This window comes from Amycolatopsis sp. NPDC043889, assembly GCF_056435645.1.
In genome coordinates this window covers 153,086-176,583 of sequence record NZ_JBWKEC010000007.1, presented here as the reverse complement: position 1 = coordinate 176,583, position 23,498 = coordinate 153,086, and the positions used below count along the sequence as shown (strand labels likewise).

At 70.5% G+C, this 23,498-nt stretch carries 18 protein-coding genes; 4 read left to right on the top strand and 14 right to left on the bottom strand.

The genetic code is table 11. The features are described 5' to 3' along the window. Positions 1-93: 93 nt before the first annotated feature. A complete protein-coding gene (locus AC0685_RS16565; protein ID WP_478226291.1) occupies positions 94-861 on the bottom strand; it encodes a hypothetical protein in 768 nt (255 codons plus the stop codon). After that, entirely contained in the window at positions 858-1,427 is a 570-nt protein-coding gene (locus AC0685_RS16560; protein ID WP_478226413.1) for a papain-like cysteine protease family protein, read from the bottom strand. The genes AC0685_RS16565 and AC0685_RS16560 overlap by 4 nt, the downstream gene beginning before the upstream one ends. Before the next feature lie 355 nt (positions 1,428-1,782). On the opposite strand from AC0685_RS16560, the gene AC0685_RS16555 reads away from it, so the two are divergent. Beyond that, positions 1,783-2,751, top strand: a complete 969-nt coding sequence (locus AC0685_RS16555) for a hypothetical protein (protein WP_478226412.1) — start codon at positions 1,783-1,785, stop codon at positions 2,749-2,751. 63 nt (positions 2,752-2,814) lie between these two features. Here AC0685_RS16555 and ahcY read toward each other — a convergent pair whose 3' ends face one another. Continuing rightward, positions 2,815-4,287 carry an adenosylhomocysteinase gene (gene ahcY, locus AC0685_RS16550; protein ID WP_478226290.1) on the bottom strand — a complete coding sequence of 491 codons (1,473 nt, stop codon included), beginning with the start codon at positions 4,285-4,287 and terminating at the stop codon, positions 2,815-2,817. Positions 4,288-4,379: 92 nt separating this feature from the next. Between ahcY and AC0685_RS16545 the strand changes: the two genes are divergently transcribed. Then, positions 4,380-6,674: a hypothetical protein gene (locus AC0685_RS16545; RefSeq protein ID WP_478226411.1), complete on the top strand. Its 2,295-nt coding sequence runs from the start codon at positions 4,380-4,382 to the stop codon at positions 6,672-6,674. A 43-nt stretch (positions 6,675-6,717) separates the two neighbouring features. Here the strand turns inward: AC0685_RS16545 and AC0685_RS16540 are convergent, their stop codons facing one another. The 3 genes from AC0685_RS16540 to AC0685_RS16530 form a co-directional block, all read right to left on the bottom strand. Beyond that, positions 6,718-7,422 (bottom strand): LPXTG cell wall anchor domain-containing protein, encoded by a 705-nt coding sequence (locus tag AC0685_RS16540; protein ID WP_478226289.1) that lies wholly within the window; start codon positions 7,420-7,422, stop codon positions 6,718-6,720. Positions 7,423-7,681: 259 nt separating this feature from the next. Then, positions 7,682-9,202, bottom strand: a complete 1,521-nt coding sequence (locus AC0685_RS16535; protein ID WP_478226288.1) for an amino acid permease — start codon at positions 9,200-9,202, stop codon at positions 7,682-7,684. A 272-nt stretch (positions 9,203-9,474) separates the two neighbouring features. Continuing rightward, on the bottom strand, positions 9,475-10,389 hold the full coding sequence (locus tag AC0685_RS16530; RefSeq protein ID WP_478226287.1) for a cation diffusion facilitator family transporter: 915 nt from the start codon (positions 10,387-10,389) through the stop codon (positions 9,475-9,477). Between the two features lie 143 nt (positions 10,390-10,532). Between AC0685_RS16530 and AC0685_RS16525 the strand changes: the two genes are divergently transcribed. Further along, entirely contained in the window at positions 10,533-13,541 is a 3,009-nt protein-coding gene (locus AC0685_RS16525) for an AfsR/SARP family transcriptional regulator (protein WP_478226286.1), read from the top strand. A gap of 58 nt (positions 13,542-13,599) precedes the next feature. On the opposite strand, the gene AC0685_RS16520 is transcribed toward AC0685_RS16525, so the two are convergent. The 6 genes from AC0685_RS16520 to AC0685_RS16495 form a co-directional block, all read right to left on the bottom strand. Further along, positions 13,600-14,109 (bottom strand): hypothetical protein, encoded by a 510-nt coding sequence (locus AC0685_RS16520; RefSeq protein WP_478226285.1) that lies wholly within the window; start codon positions 14,107-14,109, stop codon positions 13,600-13,602. 189 nt (positions 14,110-14,298) lie between these two features. Beyond that, positions 14,299-15,522, bottom strand: a complete 1,224-nt coding sequence (gene manA / locus AC0685_RS16515; RefSeq protein WP_478226410.1) for a mannose-6-phosphate isomerase, class I — start codon at positions 15,520-15,522, stop codon at positions 14,299-14,301. Positions 15,523-15,588: 66 nt separating this feature from the next. After that, the gene (locus AC0685_RS16510) at positions 15,589-16,680 is read right to left on the bottom strand and encodes a hypothetical protein (protein ID WP_478226284.1); all 1,092 of its coding nucleotides are present in this window, start codon (positions 16,678-16,680) and stop codon (positions 15,589-15,591) included. After that, a complete protein-coding gene (locus tag AC0685_RS16505) occupies positions 16,664-16,885 on the bottom strand; it encodes a Trm112 family protein (RefSeq protein WP_240599820.1) in 222 nt (73 codons plus the stop codon). The genes AC0685_RS16510 and AC0685_RS16505 overlap by 17 nt, the downstream gene beginning before the upstream one ends. A gap of 52 nt (positions 16,886-16,937) precedes the next feature. Then, the gene (locus tag AC0685_RS16500; protein WP_478226283.1) at positions 16,938-18,293 is read right to left on the bottom strand and encodes a phosphomannomutase/phosphoglucomutase; all 1,356 of its coding nucleotides are present in this window, start codon (positions 18,291-18,293) and stop codon (positions 16,938-16,940) included. Positions 18,294-18,365: 72 nt separating this feature from the next. Beyond that, positions 18,366-18,719 carry a DUF3499 domain-containing protein gene (locus tag AC0685_RS16495; RefSeq protein ID WP_073848429.1) on the bottom strand — a complete coding sequence of 118 codons (354 nt, stop codon included), beginning with the start codon at positions 18,717-18,719 and terminating at the stop codon, positions 18,366-18,368. 116 nt (positions 18,720-18,835) lie between these two features. Here AC0685_RS16495 and AC0685_RS16490 point away from each other — a divergent pair, with 116 nt between their 5' ends. Beyond that, positions 18,836-19,267, top strand: a complete 432-nt coding sequence (locus tag AC0685_RS16490) for a metallopeptidase family protein (protein ID WP_007028954.1) — start codon at positions 18,836-18,838, stop codon at positions 19,265-19,267. 422 nt (positions 19,268-19,689) lie between these two features. Here AC0685_RS16490 and AC0685_RS16485 read toward each other — a convergent pair whose 3' ends face one another. Both AC0685_RS16485 and AC0685_RS16480 read right to left on the bottom strand, forming a co-directional pair. Further along, on the bottom strand, positions 19,690-22,968 hold the full coding sequence (locus AC0685_RS16485) for a glycosyltransferase (RefSeq protein WP_478226282.1): 3,279 nt from the start codon (positions 22,966-22,968) through the stop codon (positions 19,690-19,692). A 133-nt stretch (positions 22,969-23,101) separates the two neighbouring features. Then, positions 23,102-23,485, bottom strand: coding sequence for a WhiB family transcriptional regulator (locus tag AC0685_RS16480; RefSeq protein WP_007028952.1), 384 nt, complete (start codon positions 23,483-23,485; stop codon positions 23,102-23,104). Positions 23,486-23,498 lie beyond the last annotated feature (13 nt).

The following is a 23,498-nucleotide window of genomic DNA, read 5'->3' as shown; positions in this document are numbered from 1 at the left end:
TTCCGTTGAGGGCGGTGGCGGGGGCATGGATGGATGACGAGGTGGTCGACCGGCGGGCCAGACGGGTCAGCTCACGTCCGGCCCACCGGTCCGCTAGGGGACGCGCCTCTTCGAGTGCAGGAAGAAGCCGGCGACACCGATGAGGAGCAAGCCGCCGAAGATCAGCAGCGGCACGAAGCCGGTGTCCTGCGCGTCGGGCGCGGGGCCGCCGTCGCCGCGCGGCATCACTTGGGCGTTGTAGCCGCCTGCCTTGCCCTCCTGGGCGTACGGCGAGTTCGCGAGCATGGCGCCGTACCGGCCGGAGACGGTCTTCTGGTACTCCGCGAGGGTGGCCGAGGCGCCGCTCGCGTAGCCGCTGGCACCCGAGTCGAGCAGGGTCACCCGCCCGTCGCGCAGCGCGTACCAGGCGTCGACCTGGGGTTCGTGGAGCAGCGTCGCACCGGCGGGCAGCCGCCGGGCCAGTTCGCTTTCCCGGTCACCCGACGCGATGTTGCCGACGCGCCAGACGCCGTCGTCGCCGCGGACCGACCAGACGGTCGCGGTCCGCCCGTCGGACGCCGCCACCGGTACCGCGACGTAGGCGAGCCGCCCGGCGACCGCGCCGTCACCGGCGACGAAATCCCTCGAAAGCTCGTAAACCGGGAAGGATTCGTCGACGACGCTCACCGACGGCGCAGTGCCCGAACCACCCGTCTGTGTGAAGAAGCGGCCGATTTCGGCACGCAGCGTGGGGTCGTCGGCAGCCGCCTTCGCGGCCGCGAGATCTTCACCGGACAGGTGATCCGCGCGCGCTCCGGGCGCCGAGACCAGCAGCGCGACCGCGACCAGCCCGGCGAGCCCGAGGAACTTCCGCGCGCTCATCGCCGGATCCCGGTGAGCGTATGGGTCCAGGTGAAGGACTTGTTCGCCGAGTAGAAGTCGTAGGTCGACCAGTTGTAGCGGTTGCCGGTGGGCAGTGGATCCCCCCACGAGATCCACTTCCGGCCGGCGTCGTGGCCGTAGAGAACGTGCATGTGGCCGCCGCCCGCGGCCCAGCCGACCCGCGTCTGGACGGGCTTGCCGTCGCCGGTCTGGGCCTGGACGGCGGCGAAGGGGATGCGGCTCTTGAGGTAGTTCCCCGGGGCCGCGAAGCCGAGCTTGCCGAAGGCGCGCCGGACGTCACCCAGCGTTCCCGGCTCGTCGGCGCACTCCCGGCGGCGCTCGTCGTGGGCGATCCGGCAGAATTCGTTCTGAGTGACGGTCACGCCGTGGTGTGCCGCGATGGTGTTGCCGGAAGCCACCCAGCACCACTGGGACTTCTCCTGCGTCTGCATGGCGATGGGGTTCTGGCGGGCAGGCGGCGAGGGCAGCGCGCTCGCCGGGGTCTGGATCGCCAGCCACGCCACGAGACTCGCGGCGCCGGCGGCGCAAAACCTCCTCGAGAACACAGGCACGACGGGCCTCCTGGTCACCATGGCGAACCAATGTGGTCACAACGGTGAACAGCAGGCTCACACAGAGCAAGATGGGCACTCGGCGGAACGGACCGTTCCGGGGCGTTTCCATACCCCGGAACGGTCACTCTTCCGGGGTCAACCACCCCGAACGGGGGACGTAGTGTTCACAGTGCGCTGCTAACGTGAACGTTCCGCGGTGTTCACGCTCAGCGCACACACTGGTCTGGTGAAGGGACGAGCGGTGACACGAGACGGTGCCGATACGTTCTCGGCGGGAAAGCTCGCCTCGACTCGAGTTGACGCGTCCTCGGCGGGAGGGCATGCCTCGAACGACGACACCCCGACGATCATCGACGGCACGCGCCGTCAGCCGCTCGAAGCCTTGCCCAAAGAACTCGTCGAGGCCCTCCGCAGCGGCGAATTCCACCACGCGCTCCGGCAGGCGATCGCCTACCGGGGCCTGTCACTCGCCCGGCTCCGCGCCCACCTCGGGCTCCGCGGCGTCCAAATCGGACAGTCGACGTTGAGCTACTGGCAGCGCGGATTGCGGCAGCCGGAGGTGCCCAAGGCGCTGCCCGCGGTGCGTGCGCTGGAATCGGTGCTGCAACTGCCCCCGGACGCGCTCGTCGTGCTGATCGGACCGCGGACGGCGCGGGCGCGCGGACACCAGATGGCCGCGTCGTTCCACGACATCCGGTCCGGCGACATGGGCTCGATCGTCGACCAGCTGCTGGCCGAACTGGGCGCGTACCCGTCGTCCAATCGCTACAACGCCGACCTCGAGATGCTCTCGGTGCACGACACGATCACCTTCGACGCCGCGCACCGGCAGGTCGGCCTCCAGACCCGGCTGGTGTGCCGGGCCCGGCGGCACGGCCCGGACCGGTACGTCACCGTCTACAACGGCGACCCGGGCTGCAACATCGGCGACGTCGAGCTGATCACCGCCGAGGGTTGCCGGGTCGGCCGGATCCGGCGCAACGCCGGGGCCGAGACGATGGCCACCGAACTGCTCTTCGACCGGAAGCTCGCCGAGGGCGAGATCCATGTGTTCTGCTTCGAGGTCCGCGACGACTCCGGCACCGCGTCGCCGGGGTACTTCCGGATGCTGCGGGACCAGTGCTCGAGCTACCTGGTGCAGCTGAAGTTCGCGCTCGGCGCGCTGCCCGCCCGCTGCACCCGGCAGTTCCGGACGCGCGACGACGCCGTGCCCGTCGAGTCCGAGGAGCTGCCCCTCGACATGGGCGGCGTGACCAGCGGTTTCTTCAGCGACGCCGGGCCGGGGCTGGCCGGTATAGAGGTCGAGTGGCGCTAGCGCGTGCCATGAAAGGTCCTTTCCTTGCGAATTTTGCAAGGAAAGGACCTTTCATGGCAGTCGTCAGTACCGGTAGTGGTCGGTCTTGAAGGGACCTTCGACGTCCACGTCGATGTACTCGGCCTGCTCCTTGGTCAGCTTCGTGAGCTCACCGCCGAGCGCGTCGAGGTGGATCTTCGCGACCTTCTCGTCGAGCTTCTTCGGGAGGCGGAAGACCTCCTTGTCGTACTCCTCGTGCTTGGTGAACAGCTCGATCTGCGCGATCACCTGGTTGGAGAAGCTGTTCGACATCACGAAGGACGGGTGCCCGGTCGCGTTGCCCAGGTTCAGCAGGCGGCCCTCGGACAGCACGATGATGCTCTTGCCGTCCGGGAACACCCACTCGTCGACCTGGGGTTTGATGGTGATGCGCCGGATGCCCGGGTAACGCTGCAGGCCCGCCATGTCGAGCTCGTTGTCGAAGTGGCCGATGTTGCCCAGGATCGCCTGGTGCTTCATCTTCGCCATGTGCTCGACGAGCACGACGTCCTTGTTGCCGGTCGTCGTGATGATGATGTCGGCCTCGCCGAGGACGTTCTCCAGCTTCTTGACCTGGTAGCCGTCCATCGCCGCCTGCAGCGCGCAGATCGGGTCGATCTCGGTGACGATCACCCGCGCGCCCTGGCCGCGCAGCGATTCCGCGGCGCCCTTGCCGACGTCGCCGTAACCGCAGACGACCGCGACCTTGCCGCCGATGAGGACGTCGGTACCGCGGTTGATGCCGTCGATCAGCGAGTGCCGGATACCGTAGCGGTTGTCGAACTTCGACTTGGTCACCGCGTCGTTCACGTTGATCGCCGGGAACAGCAGCTCACCGGCCGCGGCGAGCTGGTAGAGCCGCAGCACGCCGGTCGTGGTCTCCTCGGTGACCCCGCGGACGCCTTCGCCGATCTTGGTCCATTTGCCGGTGTCGGCCGCGACGGAGGCGCTCAGCAGCTGCAGGAACACGCGGAACTCGTCCGAGGTGTTCTCGTCCGGGGCGGGGACGACACCGGCCTTCTCGAACTCCGTTCCCTTGTGCACCAGCATGGTGGCGTCACCGCCGTCGTCGAGGATCATGTTGGGACCCTCGCCGTCCCAGGTCAGCATCCGCTCGGTGCACCACCAGTACTCCTCCAGCGACTCGCCCTTCCAGGCGAACACCGGGACACCCTTGGGCTCCCCGGGGGTGCCGTGCGGGCCGACGACGACCGCCGCGGCGGCGTGGTCCTGGGTGGAGAAGATGTTGCAGGAGGCCCAGCGCACCTCCGCCCCCAGCGCGACGAGGGTCTCGATCAGGACCGCGGTCTGTACGGTCATGTGCAGCGAGCCCGAAACCCGGGCTCCCCGCAGGGGATAGACCTCGGCGTACTCGCGGCGCAGCGCCATCAGGCCCGGCATCTCGTGCTCGGCGAGGCGGATCTCCTTGCGGCCGAACTCGGCGGCCTCGAGATCGGCGACGGCGAACTCGATGCCGTTGCGGGTGTCGTGCCGCTTGGCAACGCTTTCGGGGGTCATATGCGCGCTTCCTCCAAGGTTGGATGACATCGGAACAGTACCGTTGTCGGCTCAAAGCCCACTGGAACGGTTTGGAGGCCTTCACCGTGGTCATGCCGGGTCCCGATACCCGCGTCGTCGAAATACGCGTACCCGGGCTAGTGGGCACGAGCGGTGAAAGCCTGCTGGATTCGACGTCGGTGGTCGACGTCGCGGGCGATGGGATCGGCAGGCTGATCCGGCCGTCGGACCGGCTGCGCCGTCCCGCTCCCGGTCCGGTGCTGCCCGCGCTCGGCCGTTCGATCCCGCGCATCCTCGAAGGCTACCTGTGGAGCGGGATGACCTCCGGGGGCGCGGCGAAGGCGACCTGGGCGCTGCTGTTCCCGTTCTCGCTGGCGAACGTCGCGCACTGGATGCTGCCGCCGGTCCCGGAGGGCAAGCGGTTCGCGGCCCTGCTCGGCACGGTTTGCCGAGGGCTGCTGCGGGTGGCCTCGCTGTTGCTGACGATGTTGCTGATCAGCCAGCTCGCCGTGGTCTCGCTCGACCTTTTCGCCGCGCAGTGCCTCGCGCCCGGTTCGACCTGTCTCGAAGGGGCGCCGTCGTTCCTGCGGGACTTCGCGCCGCTGCGGACGGCGATCGGGGTGCTGCCGCTGCTGGCGCTGATCTTCGTGCTCGACCGGATCCCGTCGTCGGACTGGCGATCGCGGAACAGGCTGCACCGCGTCCCCAGTTCGAGCCCGCTGCAACCGCAGGACCAGCCGCGGACGCCCGGCCTGCGCACCCTCCACACCGTCGCCGCCTTGACCTGTGTCGCGCTTCCGCTGCTCGGCGGGCCGTTCCGGCTGCCGTCCGCGACGTTCGACCTGATCGTCTGGATCTGCGCGCTGGCGCTCGTCCTCGCCACGCTGGTGGCCTCGACGGTCGGCTTCTCGGCCGGGCCGGTGATCCGGGGCGGGCTGATCGGGGTCGCCGTCGTCCTGGTCGGCATCGCCGTCGTGCGCCGGACGCCGCTGCCCGCGGGGCTCCCTGGCGGTGGGCTCGGTGGAGCGGACGGGACGGTCGAGGCGCTCGGGGCCGCGATGGTCGCGGTGACCGTGCTGTTCGCGCTGATCCTCGTCCCGGCGGCCCTGCTCGGACGGCCGGCGTGGAAGCACCTGCCGCACCGGCTGCGGCCGTGGCTCGGCGGGTGGGCGGCGGCGCCGGTCGTCGCGCTGGCCGGTCTGCTCGGCGGCGGCTTCGGCGCGGGGCTCGCGGTCGCGCTGCGGCAGCTGGTCGGCGCGAACGAACTCCGGCTGCCCGACACCTACGCGCTCGTGACCGTGTTGTGGGGTGCCGGTCTCGCGCTCGCCGTCGTGCTCGGTGTGCTGGGCTTCGCGGTCGCCGTCCCGCTGCGACGGCTGCGCCGCGGCATCCCGAAGATCGTCGCGCTGATGGAGATCGACAAGGCACAGGAAGAGGAAGCCGCGAGTGCCTGGGCGCGTGCGTCGTGGGAACGCAAGCATCTGCACCATCTCGCGCTCACGGTGGCGCTGGCGATGGCGGCGGGCGGCGGGGCGCTCCTGGTGCTGCGCTTCGGTTTCGGCCCGCTGCCGGGCTGGTTCAAGCCTCTCTCCGCGATCGGCGTGTTCGCGCTGGGCGCGATGGCGGCCGGGCTGCTGCGCGTCGTGTTCGCCGCCGCGACGACCCCCAAACGCAGCCGTCACCTCGGCGCGCTGGCGGATCTCGTCTGCTTCTGGCCGCGTGCCGCCCATCCGACCGTTCCGCCGAGTTACGCGCTCAAGGTCGTGCCGGAACTCGCGGACCGGGTCAAGGAACATCTGGCCGATCCGGGCACCAGGGTCGTGCTTTCCGGATACAACCTCGGCAGCCTGCTGACCGTGCTCGCCGCGGCACGCGTGATCGCCGATCTCCCGCCGGAGGACCGCGACCGGGTGGGGCTGCTGACCGCGGGGTCACCGCTGCAATGGGGTTACCAGCGTGCCTTCCCCGCCATGCTGCCGCAGGCGCAGCTGGCCGGACTGTTCGAAGGCCTCGACGGCCGCTGGCGTGCGCTGTGCCGCGGCACGGACATCTTCGGCGGCGGCGTCACGACGTGGCGTCATCGCGTGGTGGCCGGGAAACTGCTGGGCGACGGCTACCTGCCCGGCGGCGGGACCGGGCCGCTGGCCGCCGAGGCCGACGATCAGGGCGTCCTGGTCCTCGGCGGCGACCACTGGCTGCCCGACCCGATGCGCGGGCCGACCGGGCGGCACCGCTGGGCACCCGGGGTCCTCAAGCACACCGACTACGTCGTCGACGCCGAATGGGACAACGCCGTCGCGATGGCCGCCGGCCTCGGCAGGCCACGCCCGAAGAACCCTTGGGGCGAGCAGGGATCGCTGTTCGGGGACTTCCCGCAGATGCGCTGAAGGCCCCCTTCACGAGGAAGAGGGCCTTCAGGCGTCGCTAGCTTCAGTTGGCCTTGCGGCGCAGGCGCAGCAGGACCAGGACGCCGGCACCGGCCAGGACCAGCAGGCCACCGGCCCACAGCAGCCAGGCGTTGTCGAAACCGGTGTCCGCGAGGCCGCCGCCGTTGCCGCCGTTACCGTCGACCACGGGGGCCGGGGCGGTGGTGGTGCTGCTGGGGGCTTCCGACGTCTGGGACGGCTTGTCCGGGGAAGTCGGGGCCGTCGTCGGCGGCTTGGCCGTGGTGGTCTTCGTCGGCTCGGTCGGCTTCGTCGGCTCGGACGGCTTGGTCTTCTCACCGCAGACGAACCAGTGGCTGATGTCAGCCTGCTGGTCACCCTTGTTCAGCGGCGAACGCAGCTGCGTCCACGGCGGGTTCTCGGGCAGCCCCTTCTCCCCTGGCACGTAGACGTTGTAGCCATGGCCGCCCTTGACCACGATCGCCGTGACGGTGACGCCCTTGGCGACCGCGGTGATGTCGAGGTACTTGTCCTGCTGTGTGCCACCGGTGAAGGTCAGGTCCGAGGTGGGCAGGACCTTGCCCGGGACCTTGGCCCCCTCGCAAGTGGTGGCGTTGCGATCCACGACCTGGGTCGCGCGGTCGTCGCTGCGGGTCGCGAGGGCGGTGCCTGCGGTCCCGACGAGGGCCACGGCGGCGAGGGCGACGACGGTGACGGCGGAACGAACACGCCGTCTGGGCTTGGTCTGCATTCGGAGCTCTCCTGTACCGATCGGGGGAACAAACGAGCGAAGCGCGGCGCCACCTCCGAGGGAACGCGGTCAACTCGCGGTACTTCTGCAGGAGTCGCGTTAACCCATCAGGGGGGAAGCAAGGTCCCGGACGGTATCGCACACGGATTTTACGGCGGCACCGGGACCCCCGGGTGTTATCACTCCGAGACCGGACGGGCCAGGGACGAAAACGGCCCACCATCCACAAAGGAATGGTGGGCCGCCGAAACGAGAATGATCAGTCCGAAACGGACGTCGGCACCTCGCCCTTGTCCTGCTTGCCGAGCAGTGATCGGCGACGGCTGTAGGCGAAGTAGATGACGACGCCCAGCGCCATCCACGCCAGGAAGCGCAGCCACGTGAGCACGGTCAGGTTCAGCATCAGCCACAGGCAGGCGACGATCGCCAGGATCGGGATCACCGGGACCCACGGCACCCGGAAGGCGCGGGGCAGATCGGGCCGGGTCTTGCGCAGCACCAGCACGCCCGCCGAGACCAGGACGAAGGCGAACAGCGTTCCGACGTTGACCATTTCCTCGAGTTTGTCCGCCGGGAAGAACGTCGCCGCGACCGCGACCAGCCCGCCGACGACGACGGTCGCGCGCTTCGGGGTCCCGTTCGAGCCGGTCTTCGCCAGGCCGCGCGGCATCAGGCCGTCACGCGACATCGCGAAGATGATCCGGATCTGGCCGAGCATCAGCACCATGACGACGGTCGTCAGACCGGCGAGGGCACCGACGGAGATGATGTTGGCCGCCCAGTCGACGCCGTTGGCCGCGAACGCGGACGCGAGCGTCTTCTTGCCGCCGTCACCCGCCGAGGTTGCGAGATCCTTGTAGTTCACCATGCCGACGACCACGAGCGACACGGCGACGTACAGCACCGTGACGATGGCGAGCGAGCCGAAGATGCCGCGGGGCACGGCCTTCTGCGGGTTGCGGGTCTCCTCGGCGGTGGTCGCGACGATGTCGAACCCGATGAACGCGAAGAAAACCAGCGACGCGGCGGCCAGCAGGCCGAAGACGCCGAACGCGCTGCTGCCGCCACCGGCGATCAGCGAGAAGAGCGACTGGTCGACGCCGGTCGACGCCGACTCCGCGGCGGGCTGGGCGTCCGGGACGAACGGGGTGTAGTTCGATCCCTTGATGTAGAAGATGCCCAGCACGATCACGAACAGCACCACCGCGACCTTGATCCCGGTGATCACCATGGAGAACCGCGAAGACAGCTTCGTGCCGACGGCGAGCAGCGTCGCGAGCACCAGCACCACGAGCAAGGCGCCCCAGTCGACCGGGATCGGGCCGAGCTCGAACGTCGTCTTCGTGCCCTTGCCGAAGATGTAGGAGAGCACGGTTTCGAGGTACGCGGACCAGCCCTTCGACACCGCGGCCGCGCCGACCGCGAGCTCCAGGATGAGGTCCCAGCCGATGATCCACGCCATGAACTCGCCGAACGTGGCGTAGGAGAACGTGTACGCGCTCCCGGCCACCGGGACGGTCGACGCGAATTCCGCGTAGCAGAGGGCGGCCAGTGCACAGGCGATGGCCGCGAACACGAAGGCGAGCGAGACCGACGGCCCCGCGAAGTCACCGGCCGTCCGCGCGGTGAGGGTGAAGATACCGGCACCGATGACGACGGCGACCCCGAAGACGGTCAGGTCCCACGCGCTCAGGTTCCGCCTGAGCTTGGTCCCCGGCTCGTCGGTGTCCGCGATGGACTGCTCGATGGATTTCGTACGCCACAGACCGTTTCCGGGCACCCTGGACCTCCTACACCTGACTGCGGTTCAAGGGACCCTATCCTCCGCCCGGATCGCCAGCGCGGTGGGAGAGCAACGAAGTACCGGGAGGTCTTGGCGGTGATCGCCGGAGTACGCGGGGTTACTCCGGATGGCGGTCGCGGCCCCGCCTCCGGAAGCGAGCATCCGCCCCGGCCCGGCCCCATCACGCGCCAACGCCATGAAAGGTCCTTTCCTTGCAAATTCTGCAAGGAAAGGACCTTTCATGGCACGTGAAGCGAGCGGAGACCGGCTCAGGCCAGCGCGCGGTCCAGGTCCGGCTCCAGGTAGATCAGCTTCGCCGTCGGCACCTTCGCCCGCACACGCGCTTCGGCGTCGTCGATGGCCTGCGCGATGTCCGCGGTCTCCAGCCCCGGCACCAGCGCGAGCTTCGCGGCCACCAGCATCTCGTCCGGGCCGATGTACAGCGTCCGGATGTGGATGACCCGCTCGACCTTGCCCGCGGCGAGCTCGTCGACGATCACGTCGAGGTCGGTCTCGGAGGCGCCTTCGCCGATCAGCAGGCTCTTCATCTCGATGATCAGGATGATCGCGATGATGCCGAGCAGCACACCGATCGTCACGGTGCCGATGCCGTCCCACACCGGGTCGCCCGTGATCACCGAAAGCCCGACACCCGCGAGCGCGAAGACCAGACCGAGCAGCGCGCCCGCGTCCTCCAGCAGCACCACCGGCAGTTCTGGCGTCTTGGCCTGGCGGATGAAGGCCCACCAGCCCGCGTCGCCCTTGATCTTCTTCGACTCCTGGATCGCGGTGTAGAAGGAGTAGCACTCCAGCCCGATCGCGACCACGAGGATGCCGACCGCCACCAGCGGCGAGGTCAGGGCCTCCGGCTCGCTGATCTTGTGGATGCCCTCGTACAGCGCGAACACCGAGCCGAGGCTGAAGAGCATCAGCGCGACGATGAACGAGTAGAAGTACCGGTCCCGCCCGAAACCGAACGGGTGGGTGCGGGTCGCCTTGCGCTGCGAAGTCTTCTGGCCGAGTAGCAGGAGGCCCTGGTTCGAGGTGTCCGCGAGCGAGTGCACGGATTCGGCCAGCATCGAGGACGACCCCGTGATGAGGAAGCCGGTGAATTTCGCGGCCGCGATTCCGGCGTTCGCCACGAGCGCGGCGATGATCGCCTTGGTTCCGCCACCTGCAGACACGTGCAACTCCCCAATGGTGTCCCGATATGCCGGGTTCGAAGGCTAGCAGTGCGGATGAGCCCGGACACGGCGGGCGGGACAGGTCACAGAATTGTCGGGCCTCCTCGCTAGTCTCGCCCCTCTCATGACCTGGGGAGGTGCCCGTGCCGCGATTCGGCGTGCTCGGACCGCTGACGATCGAGAGCCCGCCCGGGCGGCGCACGACGCCGCGCGGCGATCACCAGCGCGCCCTGCTGGCCGTCCTGCTGCTGAACGCGAACTCGTCCGTCCCGGTCGACGCCCTGGTCGAGACCCTCTGGCCGGACACCCCGCCGAAGTCGTATTCCTCGAATCTGCACACGTACGTCTCCCGCCTGCGGGCCCGGTTCGAGGGGCTGGAGATCGAGCGGGATCCGCACGGCTACCGGCTGGTGGTCGAGCCCGCCGACCTCGATCTTTTGTCCTTCCGCGAAGCCGCCGCGGCGGGGAAAGCGGCGGCGCGGGCGGGCGATCCGGCGGCGGCCGCCGGGCACTACCGCCGGGCGCTGGCGGAATGGCGCGGGCCGGTCCTTTCCGGACTGCACGTCCCCCGGCTCGACGCGGACATCGCCCGCCTCGAGTCGGAACGTCTCGCCGCCTTCGAAGACTGTGTCGACGCCGAACTGTCCGACGGCAGGCACGGCGAGCTCACCGGTGAGCTCCAGGCGATGATCACCGAACATCCGCTGCGCGAGCGGCTGGCCGCGCAGCTGATGATCGCGCTGCACCGCGCCGGACGGCAGGCCGATTCACTGGCCGTCCACCGCGATCTGCGCGCCACCCTCGTCGAGGAACTCGGAGTGGAGCCCGGCGCCGAGGTCCGCCGGGTGCACGCCGCCGTGCTGCGCGGCGAGGATCCGGTGCCCTCGGCCAAGGCGGCGCCGGTCTTCCCGATCTGCCAGCTGCCGCCGGACATCGCGGATCTCGCCGGCCGCGAGAGCGAGATGGCGAAGCTCTCCGCGCTGCTCGGCGACGGCAAGGGCGTCCCGGTCGCGGTGATCACCGGCGAACCGGGCGCGGGCAAGTCCACGCTCGCGGTCAGCACCGCGCACAGGCTCCGCCGGTCCTTTCCGGACGGTCAGCTGTTCGTCCCGTTGGCAGGCGCCTCAGACCCCCGCGAACTCGCCGACGTCCTCGGCGACCTGTTGCGCGCGCTCGGCGTCACCGGTCCGGCCATCCCGGACGACGTAGAGGCCAGGGCGGCGGTCTATCGCGGCCGCCTCGCCGATCGGCGGGTCCTCGTGGTGCTCGACGACGCCGCGAGCCCCGACCAGGTTCGCGCGCTGCTGCCGGGAACGCCGGGCAGCGCGGTGCTGATCACCAGCAGGCAGCGGCTTTCCGGGCTCGCGGGGGCGGATCGGCTCCATCTCGCGCCGCTGTCCGGCGCCGAGGCGATGACCCTGCTGGCGCGGTTGGCCGGGCCGGACCGGGTCGGCGCCGAACGCGCGGACGCGGAACGCATCGCCAAGGCCTGCGGCAATCTCCCGCTGGCGTTGCGGATCGCCGGCAGCAGGCTCGCGATGCGGCCTGGTCTTCCGCTCGGGAAGCTCGCCGGGAAACTGGAGGACGAGGTCTCGCGCCTCGACGAACTCCAGGTCAGCGATCTCCAGGTCCGCGGCAGTATCGCGTTGAGCTATCAGGCGCTGAGCCCGGCGGCGCGGCGCGCGTTCCGGCTGATCGGTCGCTGCCGCACCCTCGACCTGCCCGCGTGGGCGGTGTCGACGCTGATCGACAGTGCCGACAGCGAAAACGCCGACGAGGCCATCGACGAACTCGTCGAGGCCAGCCTGCTCGAAGCCACCGGTCTCGATCCGACGGGCGAGCAGCGGTTCCGTGTCCACGATCTCGTGCGCTTGTTCGCCACGGAACTCGGCCGGGCGTTGGAGACCCACGCCGAGCGGGTCGCGACGGTCGCGAAGGTGTCGGACGCGGCGCTGTGCCTCGCCGACACGGCGGCCCGCCGCTTGCCGAGGACGGTGCCGATGCCGTTGTCGGATCACGACGTGCCCGCGCAGCCGTTGGCCGGCGAGCTGGTCGAGCGGCTGCTGCGTGACCCCGGCACCTGGTTCTCCGTGGAGCGGGCCAACCTGGTCACCGCCGTCTCGTCGCTGTGCGCCGTCGGCTGGCGGCGGAAAGCGTTGCGGATACTGGAAAGGCTGAGCGCGTACCTGTACTTGCACAGTCATTACACCGACATGCGGACGGCGTACGAGACCTTGCGCGACGCCGCCCGCGAGGCCGGTGACAGGCACATCATGGTCATCGCCGAGGCGAACCTGGCGGTACTGCTGCACGTTCGCGGCGAGTACGAGCTCGCCGCCGAGGGCTACCGCGAGTGTTCGAAGGAATTGGCGGAGCTGGGCGACATTTCCGCGCAGGCGTGGGTCGAGACGAACCTGGCGCGCTGCCTCGTCGGGCTCGGCAGGGCGGGCGAATCCCTGCACGCCGCGACCCAGGCCCGCGAACTGTCCACTGTGGAGGAAAGTGGGGCGTACGCGCGGCAGGCGGAGTCCGCGGCGTTGCACCGCCTCGGCAAGATCTCCGAGGCGCTGGAGATCGACAGGCGTAGCCTCGCGCACGCGCGCGAACGCGGCGACGAACGGCAGCTCGGTGTTGCCCTGCAAGGACTTTCGTGGTCGCTGATGCTCGACGGCCGCCCGGAGGAGGCTTTGGCGACGATCGAGGAATCGGTCCGTGTACTGCGCCGGACGACGGCGAAATCGGCGCTGGCGAAGTCGTTACGCACCCAGGGCGCGATCCTCGCGGGCGCCGGACGGCGGGACGACGCGGTGAAGGCCTACGAGAACGCGCGACGGCTGGCCGGAGCGCTCGAAGAACGACCGCGAGAGCTTTCGTGCACGCGCGCGATCGCCGCGAGCTGGATCGGCGACGGGCGGGCCGATCGCGCGATTCCCGTGCTGCGCCAGTGCCTTGACGAATTCCGCGCCATGGGCGGGAAACCCGCGACGGCCCTCACCCTGCACGTGTTGCGCAGGGCGTACGAGGCCGTCGGGGAAACGAACGCGGCCGAGGCGGCGGGCGAAGAGGCGAAGCGATTGGAAGTCCCCCACGACGCCAACGCTTCGACCCTCGTCCGGTTGCTGTTGTCGCTCACCGAACCCGCCCCGGCCTGACCGGGGGGTGCCCGACCCCTCAGACGGGCACCACCCGGAAATCACCATCAGTCCGGAATCACACCGCGGCGAGCCGTGGTTCTCGCCGTCCGGCGGAGAACCAGGCCAGCACGATCACCAGCACGCCGTTGGCCGCGGCGTCCCACACCGGCGGCGCGGCGGGCCCGAGGCGCGCGACCGCGAACACGTTGATCAGCCCGGCGACGGTCAGCATCACGCGGACGGGCTGGCTGCCGGTCACCACCAGCGCGGCCGTGAGCAGCACCTGCGCGCCGAGCGAGACGAGCACGACCAGCGGAAGGCTCAGCCTGCTCTCCGCGCCGGCGGCGAGTCCGTGCAGACCGGAGCCCGCGGCCTTGACGGACTCGATCGTTTCGCCCGCCAGCCCCGACAGCGCCTGCGCGGAGCCGACCAGGTCCTGGCCGCTCGGCAGCGGGAGCACCAGGTCGACGACCGGGACGAGCACGGTCACCACGGCGGCTCCGAGCGCGGCGAGGAGGGCGGTGGGGCGCGCGGAGACCGGCACCCGGTAAGCGCGTCCGCTCGCCGCGTCGGGATGGGAAGTCACTGCTGCTGCTCCTTGGCTATCGACATCCGGGGCGAGCCGACGCCAAGCGCCGGGTCACCCCTTCGGGTGATAGTTGCGGAAGCCGCCACACGGAACGCACACACTTCGGCCAGCGCGCACGCGTTCAGTCCTCTGGATGCGGTCCTTGCACACGCAAGTACCGCATCCAGAGGACTGAACGCGAGAAAATCAGCAGGTGCCGGCGGTGGCGCGGAACACCTGGGTGCGCTCCCCGGACAACGGACGCACACGGACCTCCGGATCGGCGGCCGGGAGCCACACCGACTGGCCGCGGCGGAGTTCGACCTGCTCGCCGTCGTCGGCCGTCACCAGCAGGCCACCGGCGGTGCACAGCAGGATCTGCGGCCCGACGTCGTGGACGGCGACCTCGCCGCCGTCCCCAGCGTCCCATTCGATCCGCGACAGTTCGAACTCCGGCGCGTCGGTGCGATACACCGACAGGCGCTCCTCGCGTTCTCCGCTCTGGACCGGCATCTCGCCACACGCGAAGTCGACGACGCGCAGCAGCTCCGGCACGTCGACGTGCTTCGGGGTCAGCCCGCAGCGCAGGATGTTGTCCGAGTTCGCCAGGATCTCGACGGCGGTGCCGTGCAGGTACAGGTGCAGGTTGCCGGCGGGCAGGTAGATCGCCTCGCCCGCGCTGAGGGTGAGCCGATTGAGCAGCAGCGCCGCGAGCACCCCCGCGTCCCGGGGATGCGACTCGCCGAGCTCCAGGATGGTGCGGCATTCGACGTCGAACTCGCCGCGTTCCTGGACGTGCTTCACGCACGAATCGAGGACCTCGGGCAGCAGTTCGTCGAGCGCCGCCTGCGGCAGCGTGATCCAGGTGGTGAACAGCGCCCGCAGCCCGGCCGGATCCGGCTGGGCCTCCAGCAGCACCGCGTACTTCGCCAGCCCGGGCGTCTCGATCGCCTTCAGCAGCGCGATCGTGCGTTCCGGGTCGCGGAAGCCCGCCAGCGCGTGGAACTCCGTCAGCGCGCAGACCAGTTCCGGTTTGGCCGTCGGGTCCGGGTAGTTGCGGTTCGAGGCGTCGCGCGGGATCCCCGCCGACTCCTCGCGCGCGTACCCCTCCGCCGCCTGCGCGGCCGACGGGTGCGCCTGCATCGAAAGCGGCTCTTCGGCCGCGAGGATCTTCAGCAGGAACGGCAGCCTGCCGCCCCAGCGGCCGGCGCAGGTCGTGCCGAGCTGACCGACGGGATCGGCTTCGACGAGCTCCAGCAGGCTCCGCTCGGTGCCGTCGGGGCCGATGACGTGGGACGGGTCGCCGGGGTGGGCGCCCATCCACAGTTCCGCCTCCGGATGCGGCGCCGGCACCGGGCGCCCCAGCAGCTCGGGGATCGTCGTTCTGGACCCCCACGCGTAGGGCCGCACGGCATTGCGCAGCAGCTCCACTGTCACCTCAACTCCTCGCCGGGCACGGGTGGTGTCGGCCCTCATTGCTTACGTCGCGCTCGGGACTCACGCCGTTGCAGGCGTGTACCTCCCGGCGCCGCCGATGCTGCCGACGGCCAGCCCCAGGTAGACCGCGGCCAGCTCGAAACGCAGCGCGAGAACGGCCGCACGCACGATCTCGTCCGTTTCGATCTCTTCGGCCGGGGCGATCACGTCGCTGCCGGGCAGCAGGTCTTCCGCCTGATAGCGGGCCGCCTCGGCGGCGGGCCCCGTGCGAACCGAGAGGAGCAGCACCCTCGGCGTCGCGCCGTCCCCCTCCTCAGGATCCGCGAAAATATCGCGATCCACGCCACCGGACAACGCCGCCCGCCGCAAAGCGGGCCTGGCCAGTGCCTGGCGGTAGTCCTCCACGTCACAGACGACGGCGGCGTGCGCGGCGAACGCGTGGGCCGCGTGCTCGCCGACGGCGACCGCGACCGGGTCCAGCCCCCAAAGCAGCGGCTGGCGCTCGGCCAGCTTCAGCGCCATCGCCTTGGCCGGGTTCGCGAACGAATCCCTGGCCAGGTAATCCTTCTCGGCCTCCGCGTCGAGCTGGTCCGCGAGCTGCTCCAGGTCGGCCACCAGCAGGCCGAGCGCGTTCGCGGTGAGCAGGGCGGCGGCGAGCCCGCGCGGGAACGCCATCTCCGGCGGGACCGGGAGCCTCGGCGCGAGCAGCAGCCCCTTGCCCGCGACGGCGGCCGCGACGGGACCTTCGCCGGGCGCGGACAGCACGACGGTCGCCCCGAACCGGGCGGCGCGTTCCAGGGAGGCGGCCAGCTCGCGGTCACCGGCGTCGTCCGTATGCGCGAAGACCACGTCGAGCGCGCCGATCCAGCTCGGCACCACCTCGGCGACGACCACCGGCACCGGGCACGACGGGGTCAGGAGCGCGGCGACCAGCCGGGTCAGCGTCCGGCTGACCCCCGGCCGGTCGATCAGCACGAGCGAGCGCGGGCGCCCGACGTCCAGGCGATCGCTCAGCTCGATTTCGGCCGCGGCTTCGGCGGTCGCCCGGACCTGGGCGCCCGCCATGGCGGCGGCACGGAGAAGCCCCGCGGTGTCGGCCTCGGCCAGCCTCGCGGGATCGTCGAGCAGGGACTCGTCAGGGACCGTCGGCATGGGCGCCATCCGGGGTCGTCGGCTCGGTGGCTTCGTCCAGCAACAGTACCGGAATTCCATCACGGACCGGATACACGCGACCGCATTCCGTGCAGGTCAGCGCGTCGGCCTCCGGGTCGGCCGTCGTCCCCGGCCGCAGCGGCGCGTGATCGGGGGACGGGCAGGCCAGGATCTCCAGCAACTGTGCGTCGAACGTGACGGCCATGGTTACTCCCTACCTGTGGGACGTCTCTATGTGCGTTTTCACGACACATTCGTTACCCACGGACGATCGCCAATACGTCTTCGGTCAGTGCCCGGACGGCCTCGGCGTCGGCGGCCTCGACGTTCAGGCGGAGCAGCGGCTCGGTGTTGGACGGACGCAGGTTGAACCAGCCGCCGCCGGGAAGCTGCACGGTGAGCCCGTCCAGTTCGTCGATTTCGACGCCGTCGCGGGCGCCGAACGCGTCCTTGACCGCCATCATGCGCGCGACCTGGTCGTCGACGGTGGAGTTGATCTCACCGGAAGCCGAGTAGCGCGAGTACTCCGCTGTCAGCTCGGACAGCGGGCCCGTCTGCTCGCCGAGGGCGGCGAGCACGTGCAGCGCGGCCAGCATGCCGGTGTCGGCACGCCAGAAGTCACGGAAGTAGTAGTGGGCGGAGTGCTCCCCGCCGAAGATCGCGCCGCTCTTGGCCATCTCGGCCTTGATGAACGAGTGCCCGACCCGGGTGCGCACCGGCTTGCCGCCGTGTTCGGCGACGATCTCCGGGACACCCTTCGACGTGATCAGGTTGTGGATGATGGTGCCGCCCGGCTCCTTCTCCAGCTCGCGGATCGCGACCAGCGCGGTGATGGCGCTCGGCGAGACCGGCTCGCCGCGCTCGTCGACGACGAAGCAGCGGTCCGCGTCGCCGTCGAAGGCGAGGCCCGCGTCGGCGCCTTCCTCGCGCACCCTCGCCTGGAGGTCGATGATGTTCTTCGGGTCGAGCGGGTTGGCCTCGTGGTTCGGGAAGTTGCCGTCGAGTTCGAAGTACATCGGGACGACCTCGATGGGCAGGCCCGCGAAAACCGTCGGAACGGTGTAGCCGCCCATGCCGTTGCCGGCGTCGACGACGACCTTCAGCGGACGGCTGCCCGAGAGGTCGACGAGCTTGCGCAGGTACGCCGCGTAGTCCGCGAGGACGTCCTTCTCGGTCACCGAACCGCGCTGGCCCTCGAAGGCGGGCACACCCTGCTCGACGGTGTCGCGGATCTCCGCGAGACCGGAGTCCTGGCCGACGGGGGCGGCGCCCGAGCGGCACAGCTTGATGCCGTTGTACTTCGCCGGGTTGTGGCTGGCGGTGAACATGGCGCCCGGCAGGTTGAGCGACCCGGACGCGAAGTACAGCTGGTCGGTGCTGGCGAGGCCGATCGACACGACGTCGAGGCCCTGCGAGGTCACGCCGTCGGCGAACGCGGCGGACAGCTCGGGCGAGGAGTCGCGCATGTCGTGGCCGATCACCACGGAGTCGGACTCCGGCTTGATCAACAGGGCGAACGCCGATCCGAGGTCGCGGACGAGTGCCGCGTCCAGCTGCTCACCGACCACGCCGCGAATGTCGTAGGCCTTCACGATGCCCGAAAGGTCTGGCACGCCTGCTCCCCGCCAATAGTCTCGTTACAACGCCCTCTGGCGCGCTCGAAAGCCTACCGGCGAGCCCTCGCGTCAGGCGCGGCCGGGCAGGACGCGCAGGTGGCCGCGCCTGCCCGAGGGGCCCTCGGGTTCGGGCTCGGGCGCGGGCTTGTCGGACCGGCCCGCCTCGCGCACGGCCTCGGCCAGCGCGGTCAGCTCGTCGGCGGACGGGTCCGGGGCGGCGAAGGCCCCTTCGTGCCGCACGACTTCCCAGCCCTTGGGCACGGTCAGCCGGAGGGCGTGCGCCTCGCAGAGGTCATAGGAGTGCGGCTCGCTCGCGGTGGCCAGTGGGCCCACCACGGCTGTCGAATCACTGTAGGCATACGTGAGCGTGGCGACAGCGGGTTCGAGACAACCCGTTCGCGAACACTTTCGTACGCTCCGCACGATCGAGAACGATAGCGCGTCGCGGGCCGGGCGTACCGGCGACACGCGCTTTGAATCGCCGAGCGCGTACCCTTCGGTTCGTGGCGACGGCTCGTGATTCCCGACAGCGACGGCGGATGCGACGGGACCGGCACGGCCGGGGCCTGCGCGGAGCGCTGTATCCGTCGACCCTTCCCGCCGCCGCTAGCAGGGCGGAAAGGTTCGACGCGCTGGTTTTGGACGCGCTCGAACCGATCGAAGCGCGGTGGCGGCACGAGCTGACGAAGCTCGACGTCGCCGTCGACGACGTCCCCGAAGTTCGCTCGGATGGCGCACCGACCGGAGTGGACGGCGTGCTGCACGACGGCGCCGTCCCGCTCTCGCGGCTCGTGCCCGCCGGCGTCGACCGCGCCGGCCTCCCGACGCGGGCCCGCATCGTCCTCTACCGCCGCCCACTCGAAGCGCGCGCGAAGGACCCCGGCGAACTCGCGGAACTCGTCCACGACGTCCTCGTCGAACAGGTCGCGGGCTACCTCGGCGTCGAACCCGACGTCATCGAAGGCGAATAACCCTCACCTCCGCACCCCAGCCCCCGCCCTTCCCCGGGGGCGTCCCCAGCCCAGTGTATCGCGGGGCGGCGACGGCACCTGCGGAAACAGCGCTGGAGCGCCGAGTTGTCCACAATGGGAAGGGGCTGTGGGCAACTCTGGGGCCGACGTGTGGGCCAGGTAGCTCAGAGGGTTCCCAAGCCGTGGCGACCGGGCCTACCGTCGGAGGCGCGATGTCGCCAATGCGTCAGTGGGGACGCTGAGCGACCCGAATGCCACATTGGGGACATCAGAGCCCAAACCCAGCGGCAGAAGCCCGGCGACCCCGGCCGAATGTCCTGAAGGCCTCCTTTGAGATGTTCAACGTCTCAAAGGAGGCCTTCAGGACAGCGAGCCCAAGCGCAGCGGACAGAAGCGCAAGCAGGACCCACCGAGACAAGCGCTCAAGAAACCGGAGAACGCCTCCGCGCAGGAACGGCCGTCAGCAGCGTGAACAGCACCGCGGCCACCTGCGCCAGCAGCAGCAGATTCCGCGTGGTCCCCTGGTGCTCCACCACGACCTCCGACGGCGTGGGCGGAACCGAGACCGCCACCTGATGCCCCCACGCCCGCACGATCGGCACCGCCTTGCCGTCCACGCTCGCCTGCCAGCCCGCCTCGAACTCCGCGGCCAGCACGAGCAGCCGCCCTGTCGGTCCTTCCGAGACGCGCACCCGCACGTCCGGCAGCCCGGCCTGCACCGGCGCCACCCCGGGCGACGCGCCGGGCGCGCCCTTCCCGGTCACGGCCGCCTGCGCCAGTTCCGGCGAGATCAACGCCACCTGCCCGCCGGCGGGCAGCAGGCGCAGCACCGGACGCCCGTCCGAGGTCGGTGCGGCCGGGGCGACCAGGTCACGCGCGAGTTCGACAAAGGCACCGCCGTCCGCGCCGCTCGGCAGGACGACATACGAGACCCCCGAGGCCAAAGCGGCCGCGAAGGCCTGCTTGACGGCGTCCGGCGAGCCTTGCAGGAGGTCCCGGCGCCACGTCGCGAGCCGATCGGCGCTGCCCGGCGTCGGCGCGAACTCGTCGTCGCCGAAAGTCGGCAACCGCCCACCGGTCTGCCGGGCGAGGTCACCGATCACCAGCACCGAGCGGCCGCTCGAAGCCAGTTCCGCCGAGATCTCCGGCGCCAGCGAGGGACGCTCACTCGCCCGCAGGGGCCCTTCCCGTCCGGCGACGACCGCACCGGTCGCCAGCGCCAGCAGCACGAGCACCCCCGCCACGGCCGTGACCTTCGCCAACCACGGCGCGGGATCGACCCCGGACCCGCCTCGCTGCCAGGTCGCCAGCACCGTCCACAGCAACCCCGCGCTGATCACCAGCAGCGGCACCCCGGCGTATCCGGTCGCGTGCGCGCCGCCCGACATCGGCGTCACGGCAACGAACCGCACCGCCACGAGCCCGAGCACACCCAGCACGACGACCGCGACACCGCCGCCGGCGCCCTTCGACGGCCGGACCACCAGCGCGACGATCGCGGCGGCGACCAGCGCCACCCCGATCGGCCAGGCACCGGGACCGCCCGGGTCCAGTCCGGCGAGGTCGGCCCCGGACGCGGCCGTGGCACCGCCACCGAGCCCGTGCAGCAGCAGTTCCGGATGCCGCAGCAGCACACTCGGCCACGGCAGCAGCAACGCCAGCGGCAGGAACACCACGATGCCGACCGAAGCGATCCGCCGCGCGAGCCCGGTCGGCGACGGCAGCACCACGAACCCGATCAGCAACCCGACCAGCGCCAGCGCGTGCGCCAGCGGTGAGAAGGCGCCGATCAGCGCCAGCCCGATCGCGCTCAGCGCGGAAACGTGCAGCCATCGCGAGTCCGCGCGGACGAGCAGCCCGACGATGCCCGCGATCACCAGGGGCAGCAGCAGATGCACGACGACGACGTCGAGCCGTCCCTGCGCGACCGAAGCGGTGGCCGCGGGGAGCACGCCGTACGCAGCCGCGACGACGGCCCGAACCCAGCGACGCACGCGAAGGTGCCGAGTGGCGGCGTACGCGCTCAGGGCGGCGAGCGGGATGTCACCGATCAGCAGGATCGCGACCAGCGCCGCCGGCCCGCCGATCGGTGTGAAGACCGCGCCGAGCGTGCCCAGCACCGGCAACGTCGCGGGCGCGGGGCTCGCCGTCCCACCCGCGATCGCGTGCCACGGCGCGAGATACGACGACCAGATCTCGCCGAGCCCGCCGACCGGCAGCAGCTTCCCGCCGGAAAGGTCCAGCCCGAGCCGGGAACCGTTGATCACGAAGGCGAGGGCCGTCAGCACCACGAGCATGATCACCGGCGGGGCGAACACGGTCGCGCCCAGGACGCGTTTCCGGTCCACCTCGACGAACACGAGTTCCGGTTCCGGCCGCCGCCCGCCGTCCCGGGGCACCGGCGACGGTTTCGGCCCCTCCTCCGGAGCCGTGGGCTTTTCGGGAACCGCGACCGCGACGACCCCGCTGGGCCGCCGCAGACCCGTCCCCCGCGAGCCGACACCGCGCATCGCCCCCGCGGGCAGCGCGCCGGGACCGACCGGGCGATCTTGTCCGGCCTTCACCGCCTCCGGCGGGATCCAGGCCCCTCCCTGATCGACGCTCTCCGGCACCGTCCCGAGGGCGAAATCCCGTTCCACGCCACGCCGGACGAGACCGACGACACCGGCGCGCACCGCGTTGCGCACCCGCGTCATCCGGCCGGTGAACAACCCGCGGACGTGGCCCGGCCGATCGGTCTCCCGGCGTTCGGCGCGGGCCGCGCGCAGTCCGCCGCGACCGCGCAGCAGGTACCAGGTGGCCCCGAGCTCCGCCCCGGCCTCGCCGGTACGCCGCAGCACCAGGAACGCGAGCGCCCGCAGCACCGCGAACAGCGGAATCCGAAAAAGACCGAACCAAAAGGACAGTGGCGAGCAGTTGACGAGGAACACGCGCAGCCCGTGCGCGCGGTTCGCCGTCGCGAGGGAAAGACCGAGGGCGTCCGGTTCTCGCTGTCCGGTGCTGAGCGCGCGAGCGTGCCGGAGCCGGGCCGCCGGCACCGAAAGCACGCGGCCGCCCGCGGCGTTGGCACGCCAGCCGAAGTCGAGATCTTCGCGCAGCAAGGGAAAGCGCGGGTCGTAGCCGCCGAGTTCGTGCCAGGCTTCCCGCCGCACCAGCGATCCCGCGCTCGGCACCGCGAGCACGGCGGTGTCGTTCTCGTCCGGTGAGATCTGCTGCCGGTGGCCGATGGCGTCGGTCGACAGCCCGGCTTCGACGATGAGCCGCGGGTCGCTCCAGTCGACCGCGAGCGGGCCGAGCACCGTCGCCTCGGGCTCGTTTTCGGCCGCTGCCAACAGGTTTTCGAGACAGTCGGGTTCCGGCGCGCAGTCGTCGTGCAGCAGCCAGAGCCAGCCACCGGGATCACCCCAGCGTTCGACGGCGTGCTCGACGGCCTCACCTACGGCGGCGCCGAAGCCGACATCACGGGAAAGTGTGAGGATTCCGTCCAAGACCGGGGCTTCGCCGACGGACGCCGCGTCGGCGAGGATCTTCGCCGTCCCGTCGGTGGATCCGGTGTCGACCGCGAGGATGTGCCGCGGCCGGACTCCGCTGCGCCGCAGCGCGGAAAGCGCCAGTGGCAACCAGTTCTCGCCGTTGTGACAGACCACAATGGCCAGAACGGGGACCGTGCGCAACACAGGTGACGCGGCAGTGCGGGACAACGGGCACTCCAGATGTGGCGGCGAAGTCGAGTGCCGCCACCCTACGACGCGACCCTGTCACCCGTTGGTGGCCCCACTTGGTGGAACCGGGCAGGAGCGATCTCCGGCGCGCACAGGCCACCGGAGATCGCCGTCACACAGCTCGCTTTTTCAGTTTCCTACGCTCACGTTCGGAGAGCCCGCCCCAAATACCGAACCGCTCGTCATGCGCGAGGGCGTACTCGAGGCACTCGTCCTTGACCTCGCAACCGAGGCAGATCCGCTTGGCTTCACGGGTGGAGCCGCCCTTCTCGGGGAAGAACGCCTCCGGGTCCGTCTGCGCGCAGAGGGCCCGTTCCTGCCAGTCCTGCTCTTCCGCGGAGGCATCGTCGAAAAGCTCGGTGAGATCGCCCAGTTGCTGCTCCGGGACCTCACCCCAACCCACGACTTGCCCCCATTCCCTTCCATCTGCTTCCAACCGCACGTCCGCCTCCTCGCTATCCACGCACTCCCCAGGCTGGCGGTGTTGAAACACCATCCGCCGCCCCCTT

Excerpts from the sequence above, each read along its gene's own strand:
- AC0685_RS16565 (WP_478226291.1), bottom strand. The coding sequence starts at position 861 with ATGAGCGCGCGGAAGTTCCTCGGGCTCGCCGGGCTGGTCGCGGTCGCG.
- ahcY (WP_478226290.1), bottom strand. The coding sequence starts at position 4,287 with ATGACCCCCGAAAGCGTTGCCAAGCGGCACGACACCCGCAACGGCATC.
- AC0685_RS16545 (WP_478226411.1), top strand. The coding sequence starts at position 4,380 with ATGCCGGGTCCCGATACCCGCGTCGTCGAAATACGCGTACCCGGGCTA.
- AC0685_RS16540 (WP_478226289.1), bottom strand. The coding sequence starts at position 7,422 with ATGCAGACCAAGCCCAGACGGCGTGTTCGTTCCGCCGTCACCGTCGTC.
- AC0685_RS16510 (WP_478226284.1), bottom strand. The coding sequence starts at position 16,680 with ATGCCGACGGTCCCTGACGAGTCCCTGCTCGACGATCCCGCGAGGCTG.
- AC0685_RS16505 (WP_240599820.1), bottom strand. The coding sequence starts at position 16,885 with ATGGCCGTCACGTTCGACGCACAGTTGCTGGAGATCCTGGCCTGCCCG.
- AC0685_RS16490 (WP_007028954.1), top strand. The coding sequence starts at position 18,836 with ATGCGACGGGACCGGCACGGCCGGGGCCTGCGCGGAGCGCTGTATCCG.
- AC0685_RS16480 (WP_007028952.1), bottom strand. The coding sequence starts at position 23,485 with ATGGTGTTTCAACACCGCCAGCCTGGGGAGTGCGTGGATAGCGAGGAG.